The following is a 20,241-nucleotide window of genomic DNA, read 5'->3' as shown; positions in this document are numbered from 1 at the left end:
AACCGGACGCCTCAGTAATTTCTAATTAACACATTGATAATTAAAGAATTTTATCAGATACCTTGAGCCTGATGGGCCAGGATCGAAATAATCTTTTTCCTGCCGGGAAAGATATCCTGATGATTTAATCAGTCAGGAAGATTGATCGATATCACGTTTTTGGACATTGAACATTTTTGCTAAATTTTTAGCGATTCATGATTCATTCACCTTATATTGGTGGAGTAGCATCATGAATCGCGCTTTTTACCGTGACGCTAATTACTGGTTTTCTTCATGTTATAGCATGGTTTACTATGCCGCCGGAAGTCTGGTTTTTTCTTTCTATGCCATTTGGTTAAGCAACCAGATTGGCCTGAGTGCCAGGCAAACCGGGATCGTTTATTCGCTCAATTTCTTTATCGCATTGCTGATCATGTTTTTCTATGGCGTCGTGCAGGATAAGCTAGTTTTAAAGAAGAATCTGGTCTGGTTTCAGAGCATTATCATTACCGGGTCAGCACCTTTCCTTATTTATGTCTATGAACCTTTATTGCGCCACCATTTTTACCCTGGCGTCATCGCGGGTAGCATATATTTAGGCTTTGGCTGGATTGCCGGTATGGGGCTGATTGACTCTTACTGCGAAAAAATTAGCCGGGCATTTGGTTTTGAGTTTGGCCAGGTGCGCACCTGGGGTAGCATTGCTTATGCCTGTGGCACGTTGCTGGCTGGCGTTTTAATCGCCAGAAATCCACATCTGAATTTTTGGGCAGCATCGGTGGTTGGTGTCTTATTTATGATTCTCAATCTGACATTCAAACCTGACATGCACAAGGTGCGTAGCGAATCAATGAGGACACACAATCCTTTAACGACAAAAGAGATTATTACTGTGTTTAAACTCAGGGATTTTTGGATCTTTGTTGTCTATGTATTAGGCACATACAGCCTGTATAATATTTATGATCAGCAATTATTCCCGGTCTATTTTACTCACCTGTTTGGTGATGAAGGTGAAGGATATAAAATATATGGCATGCTGAATTCGTTACAGGTATTTCTGGAAGCGGGCGTGATGTTTACCGTACCGTTTATCGTCAATAAAGTTGGAGCCAAAAATGCACTGATCTTTGCCGCAGGTGTTTCTGCCGCAAGAATTTTAATGACCGGCTATACCAGCTCGCTGTTTTTTATCTCAGTGATTAAATTAATGCACTGTCTGGAAATTACGACGGTACTGGTAGCAGTGTTTAAATATATCGCCATCAATTTTGACTCTCGTTTATCGGCCACCGTATTTCTGGTTGGTTATCAGGTGGCGGGCTCGGTCGGCGTGATCCTGTTTTCCACGCTCGCGGGTCATTTTTATGATCGGGTCGGCCCGGCGACCACTTTTAAAGGACTGGGACTCATTGTTATTGCATTCATGCTGTTTGCGATTCGCTTTCTTAAGCATGGTAAAACGCTGCAATGCAGTATCACCGACAATGACCCATCGCTATCATCTTGAATCAGAGAGAATATTATGAGCCTGTTAAGTTCTGTTACTACCTTTCATCATGAACAAACCCGGACGATTTCACCTGAAAATCGCAGTGGTGAAAAAGGGCAATCCTGTATGGCCGCAAGCCATTTAGGACGCGGGCGAAAAGGCAGCGGTTTTATCCGCCTTCCGGCGGGGAAAACGGTGACGATTGCTGAAATAAAAGGGCCAGCGGAAATCCGCCATATCTGGTTGACGTTAACCGATAAAACCGCTCGTGGTAGCTTTGTGCTGCGTGATGTGGTTATTCGTATTTACTGGGATGGCGAAACGATACCCTCCGTAGAGTCACCGATTGGTGATTTTTTCTGTAATGGTTTTGGTGCCCGCTGCGAGATTAATTCAGTGCCAATCGCGGTCAACCCGACCGGAGGATTTAACTGCTATTTCCGTATGCCATTTAATCAATGTGCAAGAATAGAGATCACTAATCAGCATGAGGCTGATATTGAACACTTCTTTTTTACTATTAATTATGCGTTGGTCACAGAACCTTTTCATGACCCGCTCTATTTCCACGCCCAGTGGCGTCGGCAATGGGTGACTGTCGCCGGCGAAGATTATACTTTGCTGGATAATATTAAGGGATATGGTTATTACGTCGGTACTTATCTGGCACTGACCGCCCTGGAGCGTTACTGGTGGGGTGAGGGCGAATTTAAGTTTTACCTCGATGGTGATACCGATTACCCGACTCAGCACTCGACCGGTTCAGAAGATTATTTTGGCGGTGCCTGGGCTTTCCATCATCGCGATGAGTCCGGTCACGCTTCAGCAACCTGTTTTCAAAGTTTATATGTCGGTTATCCGTGGCAGTCAAAGCGTGATCATACCCGTGATTTTTTTCAGACCGGTGATGCTAACCCGGTACACGGTTTTGGTGACGACGCATTACCGATGCACGGGCTATATCGCTGGCATTTACCGGATCCGATCGCTTTTCATCAGGCTATTAAAGTGACGTTTCAGCAGATCGGTAATGATGATATCCGCTTGTATGAACGTCAGGATGATATCGCCACCGTCGCCTACTGGTATCAAAGCCCCGGCAATAATCAGAATCCTGAATTTCCTGATCAGCAACAGCGCCGCCCGCGTTAATCGCCTTTATCTTATACGCCGCGCTTATCCACGCGGCGTATTTTCCTTTGCATGACAACAGCGGCCAGATAGCTTGAATCTATGGCTCTTTTCCGTAACATAGCCATCATGTAACCGTTTACCTGAAAAGAGCGCTTATGGCGACGATAAAGGATGTGGCCCGCCTCGCGGGTGTTTCCGTCGCGACGGTGTCCCGGGTGATTAACCACTCCCCTAAAGCCAGTGATGCCGCCCGGCAATCGGTCACTGCGGCAATGGAAATACTCCATTATTATCCCAATGCCAACGCTCGTGCGCTGGCGCAGAAATCAACCGAGACGATGGGACTGGTGGTCAGCGATGTTGCTGATCCCTTTTTTGGTGCGATGGCTAAAGCGGTGGAACACGTCGCTGATCACACCGGTCATTTTTTACTGATTGGGAATGGTTATCATCAAATCGATAAAGAGCGTCAGGCTATCGGGCAATTAATGCGCCATCGCTGTGCTGCACTGGTGGTCCATGCCAAAATGATCCCGGATGATGAGCTCACCGGATTAATGAAACAGATGCCGGGCATGATATTAATTAACCGCGTCCTGGCAGGCTTTGAACAGCGCTGTGTGGCGCTGGACGACCACTATGGGGCGAAAATAGCCACCCGTTATTTGATTCAGCACGGACATACGCAAATTGGTTATTTATGCTCCAGTCATGCCATTTCCGATGCGCAGGAACGACTGCAAGGCTACTATTGCGCCCTGAAAGAGCATAATTTAACCGCTCATCCGAGGCTGGTCACGTTTGCGCAACCCGATGAACGGGGGGGTGAGCAAGCCATTACCGAACTGCTGGAGCGAGGCCGGAATTTTACTGCCCTCGCCTGTTATAATGACGCGATGGCTGCTGGTGCAATGCGGGTTCTGAATGATAATCGTATTGCGGTGCCAGGGGAGATATCGCTGATCGGTTTCGATGACGCACTGATCTCCCGTTATATATATCCCCGGCTGACCACAGTCCACTATCCGATTGTCACGATGGCGACTCAGGCGGCAGAGCTTGCCCTCGCGCTGGCAGCACAGCTTCCGGCACCGGAGATCACGCATCTGTTTACCCCAACCCTGGTATGCCGTCACTCGGTGATGGCGCGCCAGCCAGTGTGATGAGGCTGACAGGAATTACAGCTGTTCCAGCGCCAGTAAATCAGCGATAGTCTGACGACGCCGAATGAGCCGCGCGTGGCCTTTGTCGCATAAAACTTCCGGTAGTAACGGGCGGCTGTTGTAGTTGGAGGACATGGACGCGCCATAAGCACCGGTATCGTGCAATACCAGATAATCTCCCGGCACCACCTCTGGCAGCAGGCGGGTTTCCACTTTACCGCCATCCTGCTGAGTAAAGACATCGCCGGATTCACACAATGGCCCGGCGACCACCGTCGGCATTAGCGGACCCTGGCTGAGATCACGCCCTTCTGCCGCCAGTGCGTTGATATGGTGATAACTGCCATACATCGCCGGGCGCATTAAATCATTAAAACCGGCGTCAATCAGCACAAAATGGCGACTTCCCATCTCTTTGACACTGCGCACCTGGGAGATCAGGACGCCGGATTCAGCCACCAGAAAGCGTCCTGGCTCAATTTCCAGTTTTACCGGATGGCCCAGATGCTGTTCGATTTGCTCACGGGCGGCATGCCACAGGGCGTAGTAGTGGTGAATGTCGATCGTTTCGTCTCCATCGCGATAAGGGATCGATAACCCACCGCCTGCGGAGATCGCCTGTAAATCCTGGTCGAATGCCATCACCTGACGTACCATTGCGCCACAAACCTGCGCCAGATGAGCGTAATCTGCGCCGGAACCGATGTGCATATGCAACCCAACCAGTTGTAACTGATAATGGCGCAGGATCTCCAGTACCGCAGGCAGGTGGCTGTGCCAGATACCATGCTTACTGTTTTCGCCACCGGTGTTAGTTTTCTGGCTGTGACCGTGGCCAAAGCCGGGGTTGATACGTAGCCAGACGCGATGGCCGGGCGAGACTTCTCCTAGCTGGCTGAGCATATCCAGCGAACCGACATTCACCGGAATTTGCAATGCCTTGACACGTTGCAGGGTCGCCTCATCAATGACATCAGCAGTAAACACCAGATCATCGGGATGATGTTGTGGATCGTACCCTGCTGCCAGCGCGCGCTCAATTTCCCCCAACGAGACGGCATCCACTTTCACCCCTTGTTCGCGCATCAAAGCTAAAATATGGATATTTGAGCAGGCTTTTTGCGCAAAGCGTATGACATCAAACTGTCTCAGCCGGGCGATTTGCTGACGAATAATTTGCGCATCATACACCCATAGCGGGCTGCCCGATTCCCTCACCAGACGTAATAAATTGGCGGCATTCAGATCAGTATCGGTGGTGTCAAGAGGACGTGGCATCAGGGGCTCCATGCGTGATCGATATCGTTTGTTGTGATCATTACGCCATAGGTTCAGGAGAATAAAAAATATCGTTTTATCACTCGTCTATGCAAAAATGATATAGGTATCCGTAGCCGATCGAGAGTCACATGCCAGAGATTAATTTGCGCCATATTGAAATTTTTCATGCCGTAATGACCACCGGCAATCTGACTGAGGCAGCACGTTTGCTGCGTACCTCACAGCCTACCGTCAGCCGTGAACTGGCGCGTTTTGAGAAAATCATCGGCCTGAGCTTGTTTGCGCGTACCCGTGGCCGTTTACAGCCAACCATACAGGGACTGCGTCTGTTCGAAGAGGTTCAGCGTTCATGGTATGGTCTGGCGCGCATCAGCCGGGCGGCGGAAAGCCTGCGCCAGTTTCATCAGGGAGAGTTATCCATTGCCTGCCTGCCGGTTTTTTCTCAGTCTTTTCTGCCGCTGCTGTTACAACCTTTTCTGGCACGTCATCCCGGCGTTAGTATGCAGATTGTGCCACAGGAGTCACCGTTACTGGAGGAGTGGCTGTCGGCACAACGTTATGATTTGGGGCTGACCGAAACCCTGTATCCGCCCGCCGGAACCGAACATATCCCGCTGTTAACACTTAATGAGGTCTGTGTGCTGCCACAGAGCCATCCACTGAGCCGTCACGCCGTCCTGACACCAGGCGATTTCGCTGGCGAAAACTATATCAGTCTCTCCCCAACGGATAATTATCGTCAGTTACTGGATGCCCTGTTTACTGAATATCAGGTGCCGCGACGGATGATTATCGAGACCCATAGCGCGGCTTCAGTTTGTGCGCTGGTGCGTTCCGGTACGGGCATCTCAATCGTCAACCCGTTAACCGCTCTCGACTACGCCGCGAGCGGGGTTATCGTTCGGCGCTTTAGTATTGATGTACCGTTTATTGTCAATCTGATCCGCCCGCAACACCGCCCTGACTCGGCACTGGTCACGGCATTTATTGCCCATCTGCAAAACAACCTGGCCGCTATTCAGCACTCACTGGAGGCGGTGCTTAATCAGACTTAGAGCCTGTCGGCCAGGCTTTTCGCGTGACCGCTTAATCAGAAGAAATATTTAAAGCGAACACGCGCACCATAACGTCGATCTGCTTCACCGCTATTCTCCGCTGACGAGTCCAGCCAGGAGGCATAAGCGCCAAGATAAATATTAAAGTTGTTCATATCCATGATATTGGGTAATTGCCAGGAGGTATGGATCGTATGGATGTTATATCGACCGGGCGTCAGGATCGCACAGTTGTTACCACATACCACATTGATACCCGAGATATTGAACCGATCGATTTTGTTATGTGCATAGATATAGCCCAGTTCGACCCGCTGCCACAGAGCATTAATACCGGCGCTGAAATTCTTCTCATCATTAGCATCAAGATAAGCGGTATTCAGGTTAACAATGGCGCCATTTTCGCTATCTGCCTGCAGGGTATTCCAGCTCATGGTCATTCCGTAACCTGTGCGATCGGATTGATCAATCCAGTGACCGCTGGCATTTTCATAACCATAGGCGTTATTCACCAGGTTTTTTTCCATCGCTGCCGCCACCGACCAGGCCCCCGATTGCCAGGCGATAACCGGACGCGCGTAAATGACGTTTTTACGGTTATCGAGGGCATTACCGTGATAATTTTTATCCACAAACAGCGTACTGCCATCTTCTACCAGCATGTTCAGTTCAGCATACCAGTCACCCAGTGTTTTACTTAACAGGAAATTACCCCCGCTATTGCTCCGCCCTCGTCCCTCTTTCATCATGTAAATATAACCATAACCATCACTGTAGAGGTCGTTGGCGGTATTACCAGAATATTCAATAAAGGTATCCTGATTGAGCGGAAACATATCATAGGCCTCAAAGCGACCTGTTTTTATTTTCCAGTCATTTTCACGGCCAAAGAAAAATACCGCATCATCCAGATTCATTTTGCCGGTCATATCGGCCAGCGGCTGAGCGCTGAATCCGGCATAATTGCCGTCAGCACCTTTACGTAAGCCATCAATGCCCAACAGAATACGACCATTAATATCCCAGCGCTCTTTATCGCCCGGTGCCCAGTTTTTATTCGCGCTGGTTTTGACTGATGTCAGGCTACCGGTACGACTGGCACCATCCATATTAAATTCAACGTCACCATAGAATTTTAATTCGCCATAATCATTGAGCTGTAATACGGGCTGAGTGGTGGGAGCGGGCGGGTTGAGTGCGACGGTTTGTGGTGGTGGATCACCGACCGATACCACAGGATCGGTGGCAGACTGCTTCAGGGCGCGGATTTCAGCCTCTGCTTTGGCCGCGCGCTCTTCTGTTGCTTTCAGCCGCTGCTCCATTTGTGCCAGCCGGGCTTCCAGCGAAAGCGGCTCCTGGGCATATCCTTCAGAGAGTAATAACGATATGAATAAACATCCTAACCATATTCTTTTCATCGACACATCCCTTTTAGCAGATATTGTTCATTAATAACTGTCGATCATGCGTGAAAATCTCATCCGTCGATTACAGTAGACGGATGAGTGGGCAGATACTAATTATTTATTCTAATTGCCAGCTACTGGCCTGCGTTAACTCCGCCGTTCCGCCCCAGGCGAAGAGCGCTATCTCACGGTGATCATCATCCGGATAAATACGGCTACTCAAGCAGGCTTGCCCCTCGTTAACAAAAACCTCGACAGAGGAGCTATCAAAAAACAGGCGTAATTTCAGTAACTGCCTGAGATCAATCGGCACGCTTCGCGTTCCGCACAACGCGTATTGTGGATAGTGACGTTCGACCACCAGACGTTGCATCTGCGCATCGACATATATTCGCAGTCCTTCCCCCAAACTCAGGCCATACTGCTCGGCGCTACTGTTAGCACAGTCCCAGTGCAGGCTCACCTCCAGCGCCGCGGCCTTTTCCAGCACCATTATCTGCTGATCTTTCAGCACGCTTACCGGCCAGGACAACTCGCTACCGCGCAGCGTCTCCACCTCTTTTGCCGGACGCATCAACACACGGTTATCGTCACTTAGCGTCAGCTCCCTCGGCAAAGAGAGCATGCCAGACCAGCCATCCTGCTGTTCTGGCATTGGCGATTGCCACATATCCAGCCAGCCAATGATTATTCGTCGGCCATCGGGGGTGGTAAAACTCTGGGGCGCATAAAAATCATGGCCGTGATCCAGTTCGCGAAAGTGACTTTCGCGCACAAAACGTTGACCTGGCCGCCAGTCACCCACCAGATAACCACTCTGAAATAAATTGCGATTTTGATAACCTTCGGCAACCAGTCCTTGTGGCGAGAACATCAACACATATTTATCGCCCAGTGGGAAAAAATCCGGGCACTCCCACATATAGCCCATATGCTCTTCAGCCTGATCAAGTATCCCTTCATCATGCCACTGGCGCAGATCATTTGAGCGATACAGACGCACTTGTCCCTGATCGCCAACACGCGCACCGACCACCATGTACCAGTTATCCCCTTCGCGCCACACCTTGGGATCGCGGAAATGGTGTAATCCCGGCGGCGTATTGATGATCATTCCCTGGCGTGTAAAATGGATACCATCACGGCTGGTCGCCAGGCATTGCACCTGATACAGGTTATCGTCATCACCCGGATCGCCGTGGAATTTATGCCCGGTATAAATCAGCGCCAGCGTGTCACCATCCACCACCGCCGAGCCGGAGAAACAGCCCTCTTTATCTTCCGGTCCCTGGGGTGCCAGTGCTATCGGCAGGTGCTGCCAGTGTACTAAATCCCGACTCCGCGCATGCCCCCAGTGCATTGGCCCCCATTGCGTGGAGTACGGGTGATGCTGATAAAAGGTGTGATACCAGCCATCAAACCACACCAGACCATTCGGATCATTAATCCAGTTAGCACGTGCAGCAAGATGGTAACGTGGATACCAGCGCCGATTCAGAGTCGGCTGTTTCGCTTCAATTTCCTGCTCAGCTTTAGCGATTAAGTCAGTCATTATTTTCACTCTTTGTCTTCAGATAGTGGTCGATTGTGGTATCAGCGGTTCGGCTGATGGTGGGGTGGGGTGGGACGAAGTAAGAATACAGAGATAAATGTCGTGCAGAACACCATCACACCCATCACCAGATAAGTGTGAGCAAAGCCATATATTCCATAGCAATCCCCGGCAACTTTTGACAACACCGAAGAAATCGCAGAACTGGTGCAGGCAAAACCGACCAGATACAGGGTTGAGGAGAGACGTTTATCGAAATTTAAGCTGTTGTATTTAAAGATCGAAACCAGCAATACGGGCAGCTCCACGGCATGTAATAGTTTGGCGAAAGAGATCAATACTGGCCCTTCGACCAGTCCGGAAGCGACCATGCGCAACGACATTACCATGCCAGCAAAAATCAGGCCATTTTTCGCCCCGATACGATTCACCAGCCACGGAGCACAGAACATTCCCGCGGCCTCAAGGATCACCTGGAAAGAGTTGAGGTAGCCATACATCTCATTCCCTTTTTGCGGCGTAGAGAATTGCTGAGCAAAATAGACCGGGAACTGCTGGTCGTAGACACCGTAGATACAGGTTCCGACCACGAAAAAGATCAGTGCCCAGAAGCGCGGCAACATCAGCAAGCGCAACGCATCCTCAAAGGTGATTTTGCCACCTGATATCGCTTCCTGCATTGCCTGTGGCGCAGAAGAGACATGCAGTCGCGCTAACAGAATAAAAAACAACAAACCAGAGCAACTGGCAACCATAAAGTTAAGGTTCGGATTAATATTAAAGAGTTTCCCGGCAAAGAAGGTCGCTACCGCCCAGCCCATCGATCCCCACATCCGCGCTTTACCAAACTCAAACTGACTCTGGCGCGCTACACGTTCGGTATAAGATTCCAGTACGCCAATGCCACCGTTGAAGGTTAAGCCAATATAGATACCGCCAAACAGGCTACCGACCAGGACGTTGATTTTTAACAGATAGCCAAATAATAAGTACGCGGGGCCGGAAAGGATTAATAGTACCGTGATATACCACAACAGGTTTTTCCGCAGCCCCAGTTTATCCTGAATAAAACCGTAACAAATTTGTGCAAACAGGGCGGAAACAGAGAGTACCGAAAAGATCATGCCGGTCTCCCCCGGATCAAGATTGACTTTCTGTTGCAGCCAGATAGAGAGCAACGAACCGGACGAAGACCAGGTCACGAAGAAGAAAAATAATAAGGCACTGAGTAACGGGTAACTACGAGCAGGGCGAGCTTTCATCATTACGTTCTCATCGAGGGGAGGATTAATGAACGTATGTTAACGTTAACAAAAAACATAAATCATGTCGTTTGTCCGTGATATATGATGTTAATCACATAAAGTTAATGTTAACATAGTGAGGGTGCGATCAAGATCAATATTTTATCCACTGCAACGATATTGCCGTGGATAGCGCAGAATATGTACCTTTTACATCAGTATGTCACATTGCCCCGTTACTGTTTTCGCCCCTGTTTTAGCGCTACAATAACCAGCGAACAGATTGTTAGCTATGATATAATATGATGATTTTTATCAGAAATACCGTAATGCAGCATGGTCAGTTATTTTCATCAGCAGGAGAACGCGATTTGCTTCCACGATTCGTCATCTGCCCGGGTGGGTTTTATGTCACCAGCGTCGTCATAATGGAATATCAACGATGGCATCACTGAAAGATGTCGCCAGGCGGGCAAATGTCTCTTTGATGACGGTTTCACGCGCCCTGAACACACCACAACTGCTGAAACCGGAAACCCTGGCGCGCGTACAGGCCGCTATTGCCGAGACCCAGTACATTCCCAATCTTTCCGCTAAAAAAGTCCGTGGCGCTCACGCCACACCGAATACAATTGGCGTACTGGCGCTGGATACGGTGACGACCCCCTTTTCGGTAGAGATAACGTTATCCATTGAAGAGACCGCCCGTGCACATGGCTGGAACAGCTTCGTAGTGAATCTATTTTCCGACGATCAGGCGGAAGATATCGTCGATTTACTGCTTTCTCATCGTCCGGATGGCATCATTTACACCACAATGGGCTTACGTCAGGTTCCACTGCCGGATAAATTACTGACCCTGCCTTGTGTGCTGGCTAACTGCGAAAGCCTAAATCACCCGGTTGCCAGCTATATTCCTGATGATGAACAAGGGCAGTATACGGCCACACGCGCCCTGCTGACCGCGGGTTATCGTCATCCGCTGTGCTTACACTTACCCGCCGATCATCCCGCTACCCGTCGCCGTCGCCAGGGACTGGAGCGAGCCTGTCGGGAAGCGGGGATCAATCCGGATAACTTCAGTACCTTCTACCTGAACTATGGCGACCAGCACTACCTTGATATCCCTGGCATGGTTCTTTCCACGATGCGCGAGGGTATTCCCCTGTTTGACTCGGTGATCTGTGGCAATGATCGTATCGCATTGCTGGTCTATCAGACACTGCTGGCACAAGGATTAAGCATTCCGCGGGATGTCGCAGTGGTGGGATATGATAATATGGTCGGTATTGGCGATCTTTTTCTGCCACCACTGTCAACGGTACAGCTTCCTCATTATGAGATCGGGCGGCTGAGCGCCCTTCATATTATCAACGGCGAAAATCATCAGCAAACCATTAAAGTCGCCAGCCCGTGGCTACCGAGGACCTCGCACTGAAGGCCTGACCCATAAGACTATTTGACTTGCCATTTTAGCCCTGAGCAATGCCCGAAATCCTCACGTACGACCTGTACGCTGCGGTTTCTCCGCGCTGTCCGTGTCCAGACTGCCGCGTCAATAACGCCTGATGGGCCAGGCGCGAAGAAAACATGTTCTGAAATTAATTACTGATTGAGTTCAGACAAGACATCTTTACTGCTTGTTGATACCACATCAAGACAATACTTAATCAGCTCTGATAATGGATATTCATTACGCACATCATTTAATTCCAGCAACATCGGGAGATTGACACCGGATACAATCTGCAAATCATAATGTTGTGAAAGTCTGATACATTGATTACAGGGCATTCCTCCGATTAAATCAACAAGGCATAAAACGGGTCCGGGAGCCTGCTGTAATTTATATTCAATCTGACGGCTAAAATATTCTGGCTCAGAATCCGGGAAACATGAAAAGGGATAAAAATCATCCAATTTATTCACGATCATTTCTGCAGAATCAATGAGTGCAGTGCTCAGATCACCATGCGTACAAATAAAGACCCATAGATTTTTACTCATAAAAATAAATACTCACCATTTAATAATCAGAACAATCAAGCCGGCACCATTAATACAACACAAAATGATTCAATCGTTATACATTATATTGCCAGTGATTGTTATTGCTTCCTTTGCGTTATTCGTATATCTATCGTGCTTTATTCATATATATGACTATTGCATGCTATTTCCTGTCGGATGCGTAGCATCCTTTGACCTCGGATATGTTACCGTTTCCTGATGTTATGCTGGCTACGCTTACCATAGCGTATCAGCAAGGATCACAATATAACCTTCTTTTTAACACACAACAAGGTATCCAGAGAAAGATTATGCCGACAAGCTGATGATTTTATTCCTGGTAATCGATCCTGTATTGATGTCAGACAAAATAATAATTATCGATGATATTAATAGTGGCTAACCGCCTGGCTCTTCAGACTATTTTAGCTCTGGGCAGTGGCCGAAATCCTCACCCATGCGGGTAGACTACCGTTTCTCTGTGCTGTTCTCCGCCAGCCTCGGACTGCCTGGCGCTTATTTATCATATTGATATGTTCGCGTATACAAAAAAATCAACTTCTGGCACACAATCCGTAACATTATTTACTATGCTTATAATTATTCACAGCATTATATAATTGAGAATGGTGGTTTTAATGAATTTTTATGGCATAAGTTATCTGCAAACTCAGTCGAACCTCAATGACTATTTAAAATACATTGTTATTTTCAGTACGTTGTTTGTCCTGATTACCGCTTTTATTTTATATATGCGTCATCGTCTGCAAACCAAATATCGCGATCTCACTATTATTGCTTTCTTATTCTTACTATTTGTTTCTGGGGTACAGTATGCCGATTATACAAATAGTCAAAATATGCACTCAAAATCTTCACAAATGGTGAATTTTGTCAGGTTACTGGCGAAAGAGAAAAATGTCAGTGTCGATGACATCTTTTCCAGCTCCGTACAGCTGGTTGATGGCATCATTATTAAGATTAATGAGAAATATTACCGGGTCAATTTGAGTGCTGACCAGCGCACCTATAATCTAATGGAAACATGGCTCATTAATCCCACTATCAGCATTATCAAACAATGAGGAAATAAAATGCTCATTTATACCCCCATTATTATCAAGCTTGGGCTGGGCATCCTGTGCCTGATAATACAAATAAACCTGATGGGAAAAGGTAACTTAGCTCCCTCTTCAGCGATGGATCAAATTCAGAACTACGTACTGGGTGGCATTATTGGCGGCGTAATCTACAATGAATCGATTACTGTATTGCAATTCGTGCTGGTACTCATCATCTGGACCTTACTGGTATTTATTCTTAAGTTTTTAAAAGAAAATAATCGTCTGGTGAAACGAATTGTCGATGGCCAGCCGATTACTTTAATCTATAACGGTAATGTTGATGTCAAAGAGTGCTTAAGTAATGGCGTTTCTGCCAGCGATCTGATGTTTAAATTAAGAGCTAATGGCGTTTACGAGGTCGAACATCTCAAACGTGTAGTGCTTGAACAAAACGGGCAACTTACTATTATTGAAAGTGGTGATGAAAACATTCGTTATCCGATTATTGTTGATGGTTTAGCCAACAATGACGTACTGGAAATTATCAATAAAGATTGTGAATGGTTAGAAGGAGAAATTTCGCAACAAGGTTTTCATAAAATCAATGAGATTTACTTGGGCGAATACTTATCTGGCAAACTTAATTTATATGGATATAAAAAATAAACCGCTGTCAGCTTTTTACTCATTAACAGGGCATTCTGACCGCGAATGCCCTGGATGAGTTATCTCAGTCCCCAAGGCTTATATTCAGCTATTCAACTCATCAGCATTGATAAAGTGAGTATTTGGCTGGGAGTTATTACTAATTGTCATCAATATATCAAGCAGATCCTTATAATTATCAGCGAAATAGACATTCTTAGTACAGTTATCGCGCCACAGCTGTAGCACCTTCTTCTGGTTCGTTGAGTTAATATAGATAAAATAGATATCTGCTTCTTTCGTGGGTCCGGCAGAATAAACTTTTAGTCCATCTCTTATTTTATCGCATACCTGATAGTCAACGAATAATTTTTGCGATAATTTTTTACCGATATTATCGCGACCATCACTGATAACAATAATCGCTTTTCTTGGATTTTTACCCTTTGCGATAAGAGGCACTGCGCGTAACAGACCCGATGTCACATAAGTCAACCCCTGATTGGAGATAGTCATATCCTGGAATTTATCAATCTCAGAAGGATTATTAGTTAATTCAATAAGATAATGATAGGGTAAATCTTTCGATACTAACCACCGTTGCGCTCTCTTGCGGGTAATTGAGCCAAATGCTGCCCGACAATCATAAGGAAATGGTCTTCTGCTGACATAATCATGATGATATTGATATCTTGTTACACCTTTATCTGAGAAGATATAACCATCTTTAAACATACCGTCAAAATCGATGGTATTAGCATTAAAAAGTGTCTTTTTCGTTCTTGTATAATACATCAGCCGATGTGCTGCCAGCCGCGTTCTCTTAAATTCGCCATAATGCCTCGACATCCTGGAGCGGGGGTCGGCATCACAGCTATAATAACGTGCTTTACCGGCTTTTCTCGCTTCTGTCGTATTTTTAAAATCATTTTTTTCACACCAGCCTCTGGCGACCATGTCATCCATTGCAGTTTTTGTTGCCAGGCCATGGGCAGGAGCGACAACATATTTATACCAGTTATATAAGGAAGTGTCATAACGATAAGCCTGAGTAAACTCATCTATTTCCTCAAGCTGTTCATTGTCTTCATCTTCACTATCATCCTCATCCTCTCCATCATCTTCGCCATCATCATCTTCATCACCCCCTGCAACCGGTCTGGTCGCGATACGCGCTTTGTTATACCAGAATTTCATATCGACATGGTTATATTCATCCAGCAACTTACCGCCATAAGAACAGGTTGTCATTGTGCCACCAAATATATTTTCTCCCGGCAGAACTTCAGGAACGCCAACAGAAAAAGGTACGATACCAATCGCATCAGTACCTGATGGGTTATCTTTTAAGATATTTTTATTAAAGTCATTAATAACACGGTGTAACATATCAATACGACGTTTTTCTGGTGCAAATTTTGATGCCCGGTTCTTCATCGATAATGAAAAATCGACCACAAAGGCAAAATCTGTCCCCATTTTTCGTTCTTCCAGGCCACCTTTTCTGATAATCCCTGCCGAGCTATCAGCAGATATATCGACTATCGATGTAAAGCTGGCTACTTTATCTTCCGAGTTAAAATCAGCCTGTTGGTCCCTGATTAATGATCGCATCCTGATTGTACCACGTGCGATATAATCTACTGACGATAACTGATTTTTACTATTATAATTCTGTTTTACTGTTACTGCCAGATTATCGTTCTTAACAATGGCTTCAGATACATAATAAGAGATATAATTGTTAATAGCCGTAAGATTGTCGTCAACATTCTCTGTCGTTTCATTACGATTGTCGGTCACCGCAACAGACAGCACCCCTTGATTAAGTGCATCAATTAATCTTGCACGACCACTTTGAAAATTTGCGCCATCAAATGCCACTGAGTAAAATAATATTAATACAGGAAGCATCATAGCGAACATCACACTGACTGCCCCTGAATCCCACGGCCTGAAAAAGCTGAACAACCAGATCTGCCTCTTTTTCATATCTTATACCTTCATTTTATCAATAAACGAATATCACCATCATCACGAATATCTGTTGCCAACCATTATCTGTTCAATTTTATCGGGCCTGTAATCCAACCCGCGAATGAAAGAGCATTATTAACGATAGATATTAATACTGAAAAGATAACCCTATCATAGCTTACGGCTAACGTGTTATTTTTATATGAGATCATTAACGTTAAAGGTACATAGAGACCCAGGATTGCGGGATTGTCAGCCGATACTGATGGAAATGCAGAAGTAATTAACTGACGTTAATATTACAATAATCAGTTTCTGAGTTATCAGCTCTTAAGTTAAGAGACAAAATTCCTGCCGCCGCAATATCTCTATTACCGTGCTCTTAACAATACATATCAAATAAGATAACGGTTTTTTAATATCATAGTTTGCATAGCATGATTATCTTAACTGTCTCTGTTTTAATTATCAATAAAACAATATACTATTATTAGCTATGTTTTTTGTTATACAGATCGCGATTATTTTACAGTTAAATAACTTAATAGCGATATTTGAATAACTTAGAGCCAGGCCCACTTGGTTATTGATGCAGCCATTTTGGTCATGTATTCAACATATTGATCATGTTATATAATCGCTCTTTTTATCAGAGACACCAGATGGCTAAAATTGACGTAGCATGCCCGTTTTGTAAACAAACTGAACCCGTTAAAAAGCATGGCCTGGGTAAGTCCGGATTTCAGCGCTATCGTTGTCAGTCATGCTGTCGTACTTTCCAGACCGATTACGCTTATCGAGCCTGCCACCCCGGCATGAAAGAACAAATTGTTGACCTTGCTATGAATAATGCCGGTATCCGTGATACCGCACGGACTCTGCATATCAGCATCTGCCGTTGTCCGCACTTTAAAAACTCGCGCCACGATGTGTAACCACATTGCCGCTGGATAATCTGCAAATCCAGCTTATCTGTGAAGTGGATGAGATGTGGTCTTTTGCTGGCAGTAAAAAGCAGCAACGCTGGCTGTGGTATGCGTGGGAGCCTCGTCTCAAACGTATTATTGCGCCTACTTTTGGGCGCAGGAGCAAAAAGACACTGCGCAGGTTACTGAGATTACTGTCAGGTTTTCATGTCGCCTTCTGGTGTACCGATAACTTCAGCGCATATGACATACTGCCGGATAAAAAACATATCAGGGGTAAGCTTTACACGCAGCGGATTGAACGGGAAAACCTGAATCTGCGTAACCGCTTAAAGCGACTGAATCGTAAGACCCTGGGGTACTCAAAATCTGTTGAGATGCATGACAGGATCATCGGTACTTTTATTGAGCGCGAATATTATGTTTGAAACAATATAAACATATTGAATACACCACCCAGAAAACCTGCGACGCACAGGTGGAACACGAAAATTTCGGGCACTGTCCAGAACCAGAATAACAAGTAAACCAACCTAACGGGCCAGGCCCTTAGTCATATTTAAATGTAACGCCAACAATAGATTGTACCTGCCCAGCGACCACCGGACCACCTGTGCGTTCATAGTTTACAGCCAGTCCGATATCAACAGGTGAAGTACCCACTGTCCCCAGCGGGACATCGCTATTCGCCGATATTGGTGTGTTATTATGAAAAAACTGGATCCCCATCCCACGGGCCGCTACCGAGGAGGATGCCGTATTGGTAAATATCATTCCATTACTCCCCGCTGCAGTGGTTCCGGAAAGCACAAAGTGTAAATTCTGATTTCTCGCACAATGCACCATCAATGGGATGGACTGTTTCGCATTGATACTGGAATATTCGGGGAGATTAACCGTGATATCACGCGCAGAGACATCGCAACTCCCGGTAGGGATAATCACCGCGTTCTGGGAATAGATATTCCATGTAAAATCAACAACACGAATATTACCACCTCCCACCAGGTTCGAACCAGTCTGATGTAAAACAAACGTGCCGATCATCTCTCCGCTGTTGATCTTAATCCCCCCCGCTGCATCAACCGGTGTGAGCAGCAACTTGAGTCTCCACGGCTCCATAACTCCCCCCACGACAGCATCGGCTGTCTCTGTGGTTAACGGGATAGGGTGTCTGTTACCGTAGTATTCTACCGTACCGGTAAAATTTGATAATCGGCCACTGAATGTGCCACGTTTTAATCTCACCACATCACGTCGTTGGGTTGGGTTATCGTTTCTGCATGTAATCGACTGTCCAAGATCAACCACTAAGTTTTCATTATGTAATATCGTCGGTTGTAGATTGATAAAAAGGCTGACTTCCGATGCGGAATTAGATACCAGCACATGTCCTGCGGAGTCCTGACACGTGAAAGCATAAGCGTAATTAACTGAAGTTAATATCGCGATTAAAAGAATTAGTTTTTTTCTCATTATTTTTTAGATTAAAAATAATCTTCCTATTAGTTTTGTGCCTTTGCGATAAAATATTTATAGATATGTATAAAATCTGTTAATTAATATTATATATTACTCAGGTAATCCCATTATTTTAATCGCCCGAATTATGATTCGCAATAACAAATAAAAAAAATCAATCATATGATACGTTACCATTTCATTACCAATGCAATCAATTATTAAACATTTTAATCACTTATAAATTACAAAATAAAATTAAAATACATTTTATCAACAAAATATCAATTAAAAAGCAACAAATATTTATCTGAAAAATATAATTAAGAGAAATGATAAAAATAAATGATAGTAAACATGAAATATCGTTAATTAATACCAACGGATAATTAGGCCATTTTAGGATTATTCTGTTATTCGTGCCGAAATATAACAATCAGAATAACTGGCGCACAGTAATAACGTAAAAATAGTCATGTTCAGCAATCGTTAAACCGTCTGAACCGTGTCTGGGGGAATAAGAGCCTGGCTCATCAGGCGTTATTGGCGCAGCCAGTCTGGAAAAAGCGTAGCATATGAGGATTCAGAGCCAGGATGGCAAGTAAATTAGCCTGACAGGGAGGTATACAGCGCTGAAATATAAGCGCCCATACCGGAGTATGGGACGGAGAGAGCCGCGATCCTGTAGCGAAGAATCACGCGCTAAGCTGGAAAACAGATAACGCTGTCAGATAAACAACTTGTTATCTCACTATTACTGGTAAACAAATGTTACACCAATAATGGACTGAACATTCCCGGCCGTCACCTTACCGCCGGTATAGACGTAATTTGCCCTTAGTTTGAGGTCTACTGGCGACCTGCCGACTACCCCCAGTGGGATGATACTATTGTTAGCAATCGCACCATTCAGATTAAAAATCTGAATCCCCACTCCCGCTGCCGGATTGGCGGCGTTATTGGTGAATATTGTCTGATCACTCCCTTCTGACTTACCGAAAATATAATATCCCAGATTCTGGTTTGCGGTACAACGCACTGTCAGTGGGATATCGACCGGATTAGAGCGTGTCGTCACTAACCCCTGATTGATAACAGCAGAGTAAGGCTCCAGCTCTACCGCTATATTACGGGCGGAGACATCGCAGCTACCCACAGGTATCGCGACACTATTCCTGGCAATCACTTTCCATGTAAAAACAGCGGTCTTAACATCTCCTCCATCCGATATATTCGAACCCGTTTGCTCTAAAACAAACGACGCAATATGGTCGCCAGCATTGATCACAATACCGCTCGCATTCGTCACCGGCGAGAGAGTTAATTTTGTTTTCCAGTCGCTCATTGAACCGGGGATATCTACCTGTTGTGTCTGGTAGTTCAACGGGAAGGGATAACGACTGCCATAATAGTCGACGATACCAGAAAGCTTGTTTAACGGCGTACCGCTTGACACCGCCCGTAATCGAACTTGATCACGTCGACCGCCGGGATCAATATTTCTGCATTTAATAAAACTTGCCATATCAATGACAACATTTTCATTAGGTAATATGGTGGATGGTAAGTCGATATGAAGATCGACCGTCCTGATTTCTGTCACGCTGGTTTCAGGAACCTCGATATCATTATTTTCCGGGTCCTGACAAAGAAAGGCGCTGGCATGATTCGTCAGGGTTAATAGTGCTATGCAAAGAATAACGTTTTTATTCATAATGTCTTAGATTTAAAAAAATCTTCCTTTCATCAGAGCCTGGCAGGCAGGCATTGTTGAGGACAGCCAGATAGAGCTACAGACAGTGCACAAAAACTGAAGGACATGCACCAGGCACGCTTTCCGCGCCAGACA

The 20,241-nt window shown here is 45.8% G+C and carries 14 protein-coding genes and 2 pseudogenes; 8 read left to right on the top strand and 8 right to left on the bottom strand.

Annotation, left to right across the window (positions count from 1 at the left end):
- The first annotated feature begins 232 nt into the window (after positions 1-232).
- From PT300_06725 to galR, 3 genes are all read left to right on the top strand, one after another.
- On the top strand, positions 233-1,492 hold the full coding sequence (locus PT300_06725) for an oligosaccharide MFS transporter (GenBank protein ID MDF7680306.1): 1,260 nt from the start codon (positions 233-235) through the stop codon (positions 1,490-1,492).
- Between the two features lie 15 nt (positions 1,493-1,507).
- Positions 1,508-2,626, top strand: coding sequence for a DUF2961 domain-containing protein (locus tag PT300_06720; GenBank protein ID MDF7680305.1), 1,119 nt, complete (start codon positions 1,508-1,510; stop codon positions 2,624-2,626).
- 137 nt (positions 2,627-2,763) lie between these two features.
- Positions 2,764-3,771 (top strand): HTH-type transcriptional regulator GalR, encoded by a 1,008-nt coding sequence (gene galR / locus PT300_06715; GenBank protein MDF7680304.1) that lies wholly within the window; start codon positions 2,764-2,766, stop codon positions 3,769-3,771.
- Between the two features lie 15 nt (positions 3,772-3,786).
- On the opposite strand, the gene lysA is transcribed toward galR, so the two are convergent.
- Positions 3,787-5,049 carry a diaminopimelate decarboxylase gene (lysA, locus tag PT300_06710; protein MDF7680303.1) on the bottom strand — a complete coding sequence of 421 codons (1,263 nt, stop codon included), beginning with the start codon at positions 5,047-5,049 and terminating at the stop codon, positions 3,787-3,789.
- Positions 5,050-5,180: 131 nt separating this feature from the next.
- Between lysA and PT300_06705 the strand changes: the two genes are divergently transcribed.
- Positions 5,181-6,107 carry a LysR family transcriptional regulator gene (locus tag PT300_06705; GenBank protein ID MDF7680302.1) on the top strand — a complete coding sequence of 309 codons (927 nt, stop codon included), beginning with the start codon at positions 5,181-5,183 and terminating at the stop codon, positions 6,105-6,107.
- A gap of 35 nt (positions 6,108-6,142) precedes the next feature.
- Here the strand turns inward: PT300_06705 and PT300_06700 are convergent, their stop codons facing one another.
- From PT300_06700 to PT300_06690, 3 genes and pseudogenes are all read right to left on the bottom strand, one after another.
- Positions 6,143-7,525 (bottom strand): carbohydrate porin, encoded by a 1,383-nt coding sequence (locus PT300_06700; GenBank protein MDF7680301.1) that lies wholly within the window; start codon positions 7,523-7,525, stop codon positions 6,143-6,145.
- A 106-nt stretch (positions 7,526-7,631) separates the two neighbouring features.
- On the bottom strand, positions 7,632-9,065 hold the full coding sequence (locus PT300_06695; GenBank protein ID MDF7680300.1) for a glycoside hydrolase family 32 protein: 1,434 nt from the start codon (positions 9,063-9,065) through the stop codon (positions 7,632-7,634).
- Positions 9,066-9,083: 18 nt separating this feature from the next.
- Positions 9,084-10,330 (bottom strand): annotated as a pseudogene (locus PT300_06690) (MFS transporter).
- 421 nt (positions 10,331-10,751) lie between these two features.
- Between PT300_06690 and PT300_06685 the strand changes: the two are divergent.
- Positions 10,752-11,747: a LacI family DNA-binding transcriptional regulator gene (locus tag PT300_06685; GenBank protein MDF7680299.1), complete on the top strand. Its 996-nt coding sequence runs from the start codon at positions 10,752-10,754 to the stop codon at positions 11,745-11,747.
- A gap of 167 nt (positions 11,748-11,914) precedes the next feature.
- On the opposite strand, the gene PT300_06680 is transcribed toward PT300_06685, so the two are convergent.
- Positions 11,915-12,316 (bottom strand): PTS sugar transporter subunit IIA, encoded by a 402-nt coding sequence (locus PT300_06680; GenBank protein MDF7680298.1) that lies wholly within the window; start codon positions 12,314-12,316, stop codon positions 11,915-11,917.
- Positions 12,317-12,957: 641 nt separating this feature from the next.
- Between PT300_06680 and PT300_06675 the strand changes: the two genes are divergently transcribed.
- Positions 12,958-13,404 carry a DUF3290 domain-containing protein gene (locus tag PT300_06675; GenBank protein MDF7680297.1) on the top strand — a complete coding sequence of 149 codons (447 nt, stop codon included), beginning with the start codon at positions 12,958-12,960 and terminating at the stop codon, positions 13,402-13,404.
- Between the two features lie 9 nt (positions 13,405-13,413).
- Positions 13,414-14,049 carry a DUF421 domain-containing protein gene (locus PT300_06670; protein MDF7680296.1) on the top strand — a complete coding sequence of 212 codons (636 nt, stop codon included), beginning with the start codon at positions 13,414-13,416 and terminating at the stop codon, positions 14,047-14,049.
- A gap of 84 nt (positions 14,050-14,133) precedes the next feature.
- On the opposite strand, the gene PT300_06665 is transcribed toward PT300_06670, so the two are convergent.
- Entirely contained in the window at positions 14,134-16,020 is a 1,887-nt protein-coding gene (locus PT300_06665; protein ID MDF7680295.1) for a hypothetical protein, read from the bottom strand.
- A 647-nt stretch (positions 16,021-16,667) separates the two neighbouring features.
- Here PT300_06665 and PT300_06660 point away from each other — a divergent pair.
- Positions 16,668-17,359, top strand: a pseudogene (locus PT300_06660) (IS1 family transposase).
- A 121-nt stretch (positions 17,360-17,480) separates the two neighbouring features.
- On the opposite strand, the gene PT300_06655 reads toward PT300_06660, so the two are convergent.
- Both PT300_06655 and PT300_06650 read right to left on the bottom strand, forming a co-directional pair.
- Positions 17,481-18,320 carry a fimbrial protein gene (locus tag PT300_06655; protein ID MDF7680294.1) on the bottom strand — a complete coding sequence of 280 codons (840 nt, stop codon included), beginning with the start codon at positions 18,318-18,320 and terminating at the stop codon, positions 17,481-17,483.
- An 826-nt stretch (positions 18,321-19,146) separates the two neighbouring features.
- Entirely contained in the window at positions 19,147-20,106 is a 960-nt protein-coding gene (locus PT300_06650; protein MDF7680293.1) for a fimbrial protein, read from the bottom strand.
- Positions 20,107-20,241: the final 135 nt, after the last annotated feature.

The sequence above is a fragment of the Enterobacteriaceae bacterium ESL0689 genome (assembly GCA_029433525.1).
Taxonomy (GTDB): domain Bacteria; phylum Pseudomonadota; class Gammaproteobacteria; order Enterobacterales; family Enterobacteriaceae; genus JAQTIF01.
Note: the sequence above shows the minus strand (reverse complement) of the source record. Positions and strands in the feature narration are given on the sequence as shown.

Excerpts from the sequence above, each read along its gene's own strand:
- PT300_06670 (MDF7680296.1), top strand. The coding sequence starts at position 13,414 with ATGCTCATTTATACCCCCATTATTATCAAGCTTGGGCTGGGCATCCTG.
- galR (MDF7680304.1), top strand. The coding sequence starts at position 2,764 with ATGGCGACGATAAAGGATGTGGCCCGCCTCGCGGGTGTTTCCGTCGCG.
- PT300_06725 (MDF7680306.1), top strand. The coding sequence starts at position 233 with ATGAATCGCGCTTTTTACCGTGACGCTAATTACTGGTTTTCTTCATGT.
- PT300_06680 (MDF7680298.1), bottom strand. The coding sequence starts at position 12,316 with ATGAGTAAAAATCTATGGGTCTTTATTTGTACGCATGGTGATCTGAGC.
- PT300_06695 (MDF7680300.1), bottom strand. The coding sequence starts at position 9,065 with ATGACTGACTTAATCGCTAAAGCTGAGCAGGAAATTGAAGCGAAACAG.
- lysA (MDF7680303.1), bottom strand. The coding sequence starts at position 5,049 with ATGCCACGTCCTCTTGACACCACCGATACTGATCTGAATGCCGCCAAT.
- PT300_06705 (MDF7680302.1), top strand. The coding sequence starts at position 5,181 with ATGCCAGAGATTAATTTGCGCCATATTGAAATTTTTCATGCCGTAATG.
- PT300_06700 (MDF7680301.1), bottom strand. The coding sequence starts at position 7,525 with ATGAAAAGAATATGGTTAGGATGTTTATTCATATCGTTATTACTCTCT.
- PT300_06650 (MDF7680293.1), bottom strand. The coding sequence starts at position 20,106 with ATGAATAAAAACGTTATTCTTTGCATAGCACTATTAACCCTGACGAAT.
- PT300_06720 (MDF7680305.1), top strand. The coding sequence starts at position 1,508 with ATGAGCCTGTTAAGTTCTGTTACTACCTTTCATCATGAACAAACCCGG.
- PT300_06675 (MDF7680297.1), top strand. The coding sequence starts at position 12,958 with ATGAATTTTTATGGCATAAGTTATCTGCAAACTCAGTCGAACCTCAAT.
- PT300_06665 (MDF7680295.1), bottom strand. The coding sequence starts at position 16,020 with ATGAAAAAGAGGCAGATCTGGTTGTTCAGCTTTTTCAGGCCGTGGGAT.
- PT300_06685 (MDF7680299.1), top strand. The coding sequence starts at position 10,752 with ATGGCATCACTGAAAGATGTCGCCAGGCGGGCAAATGTCTCTTTGATG.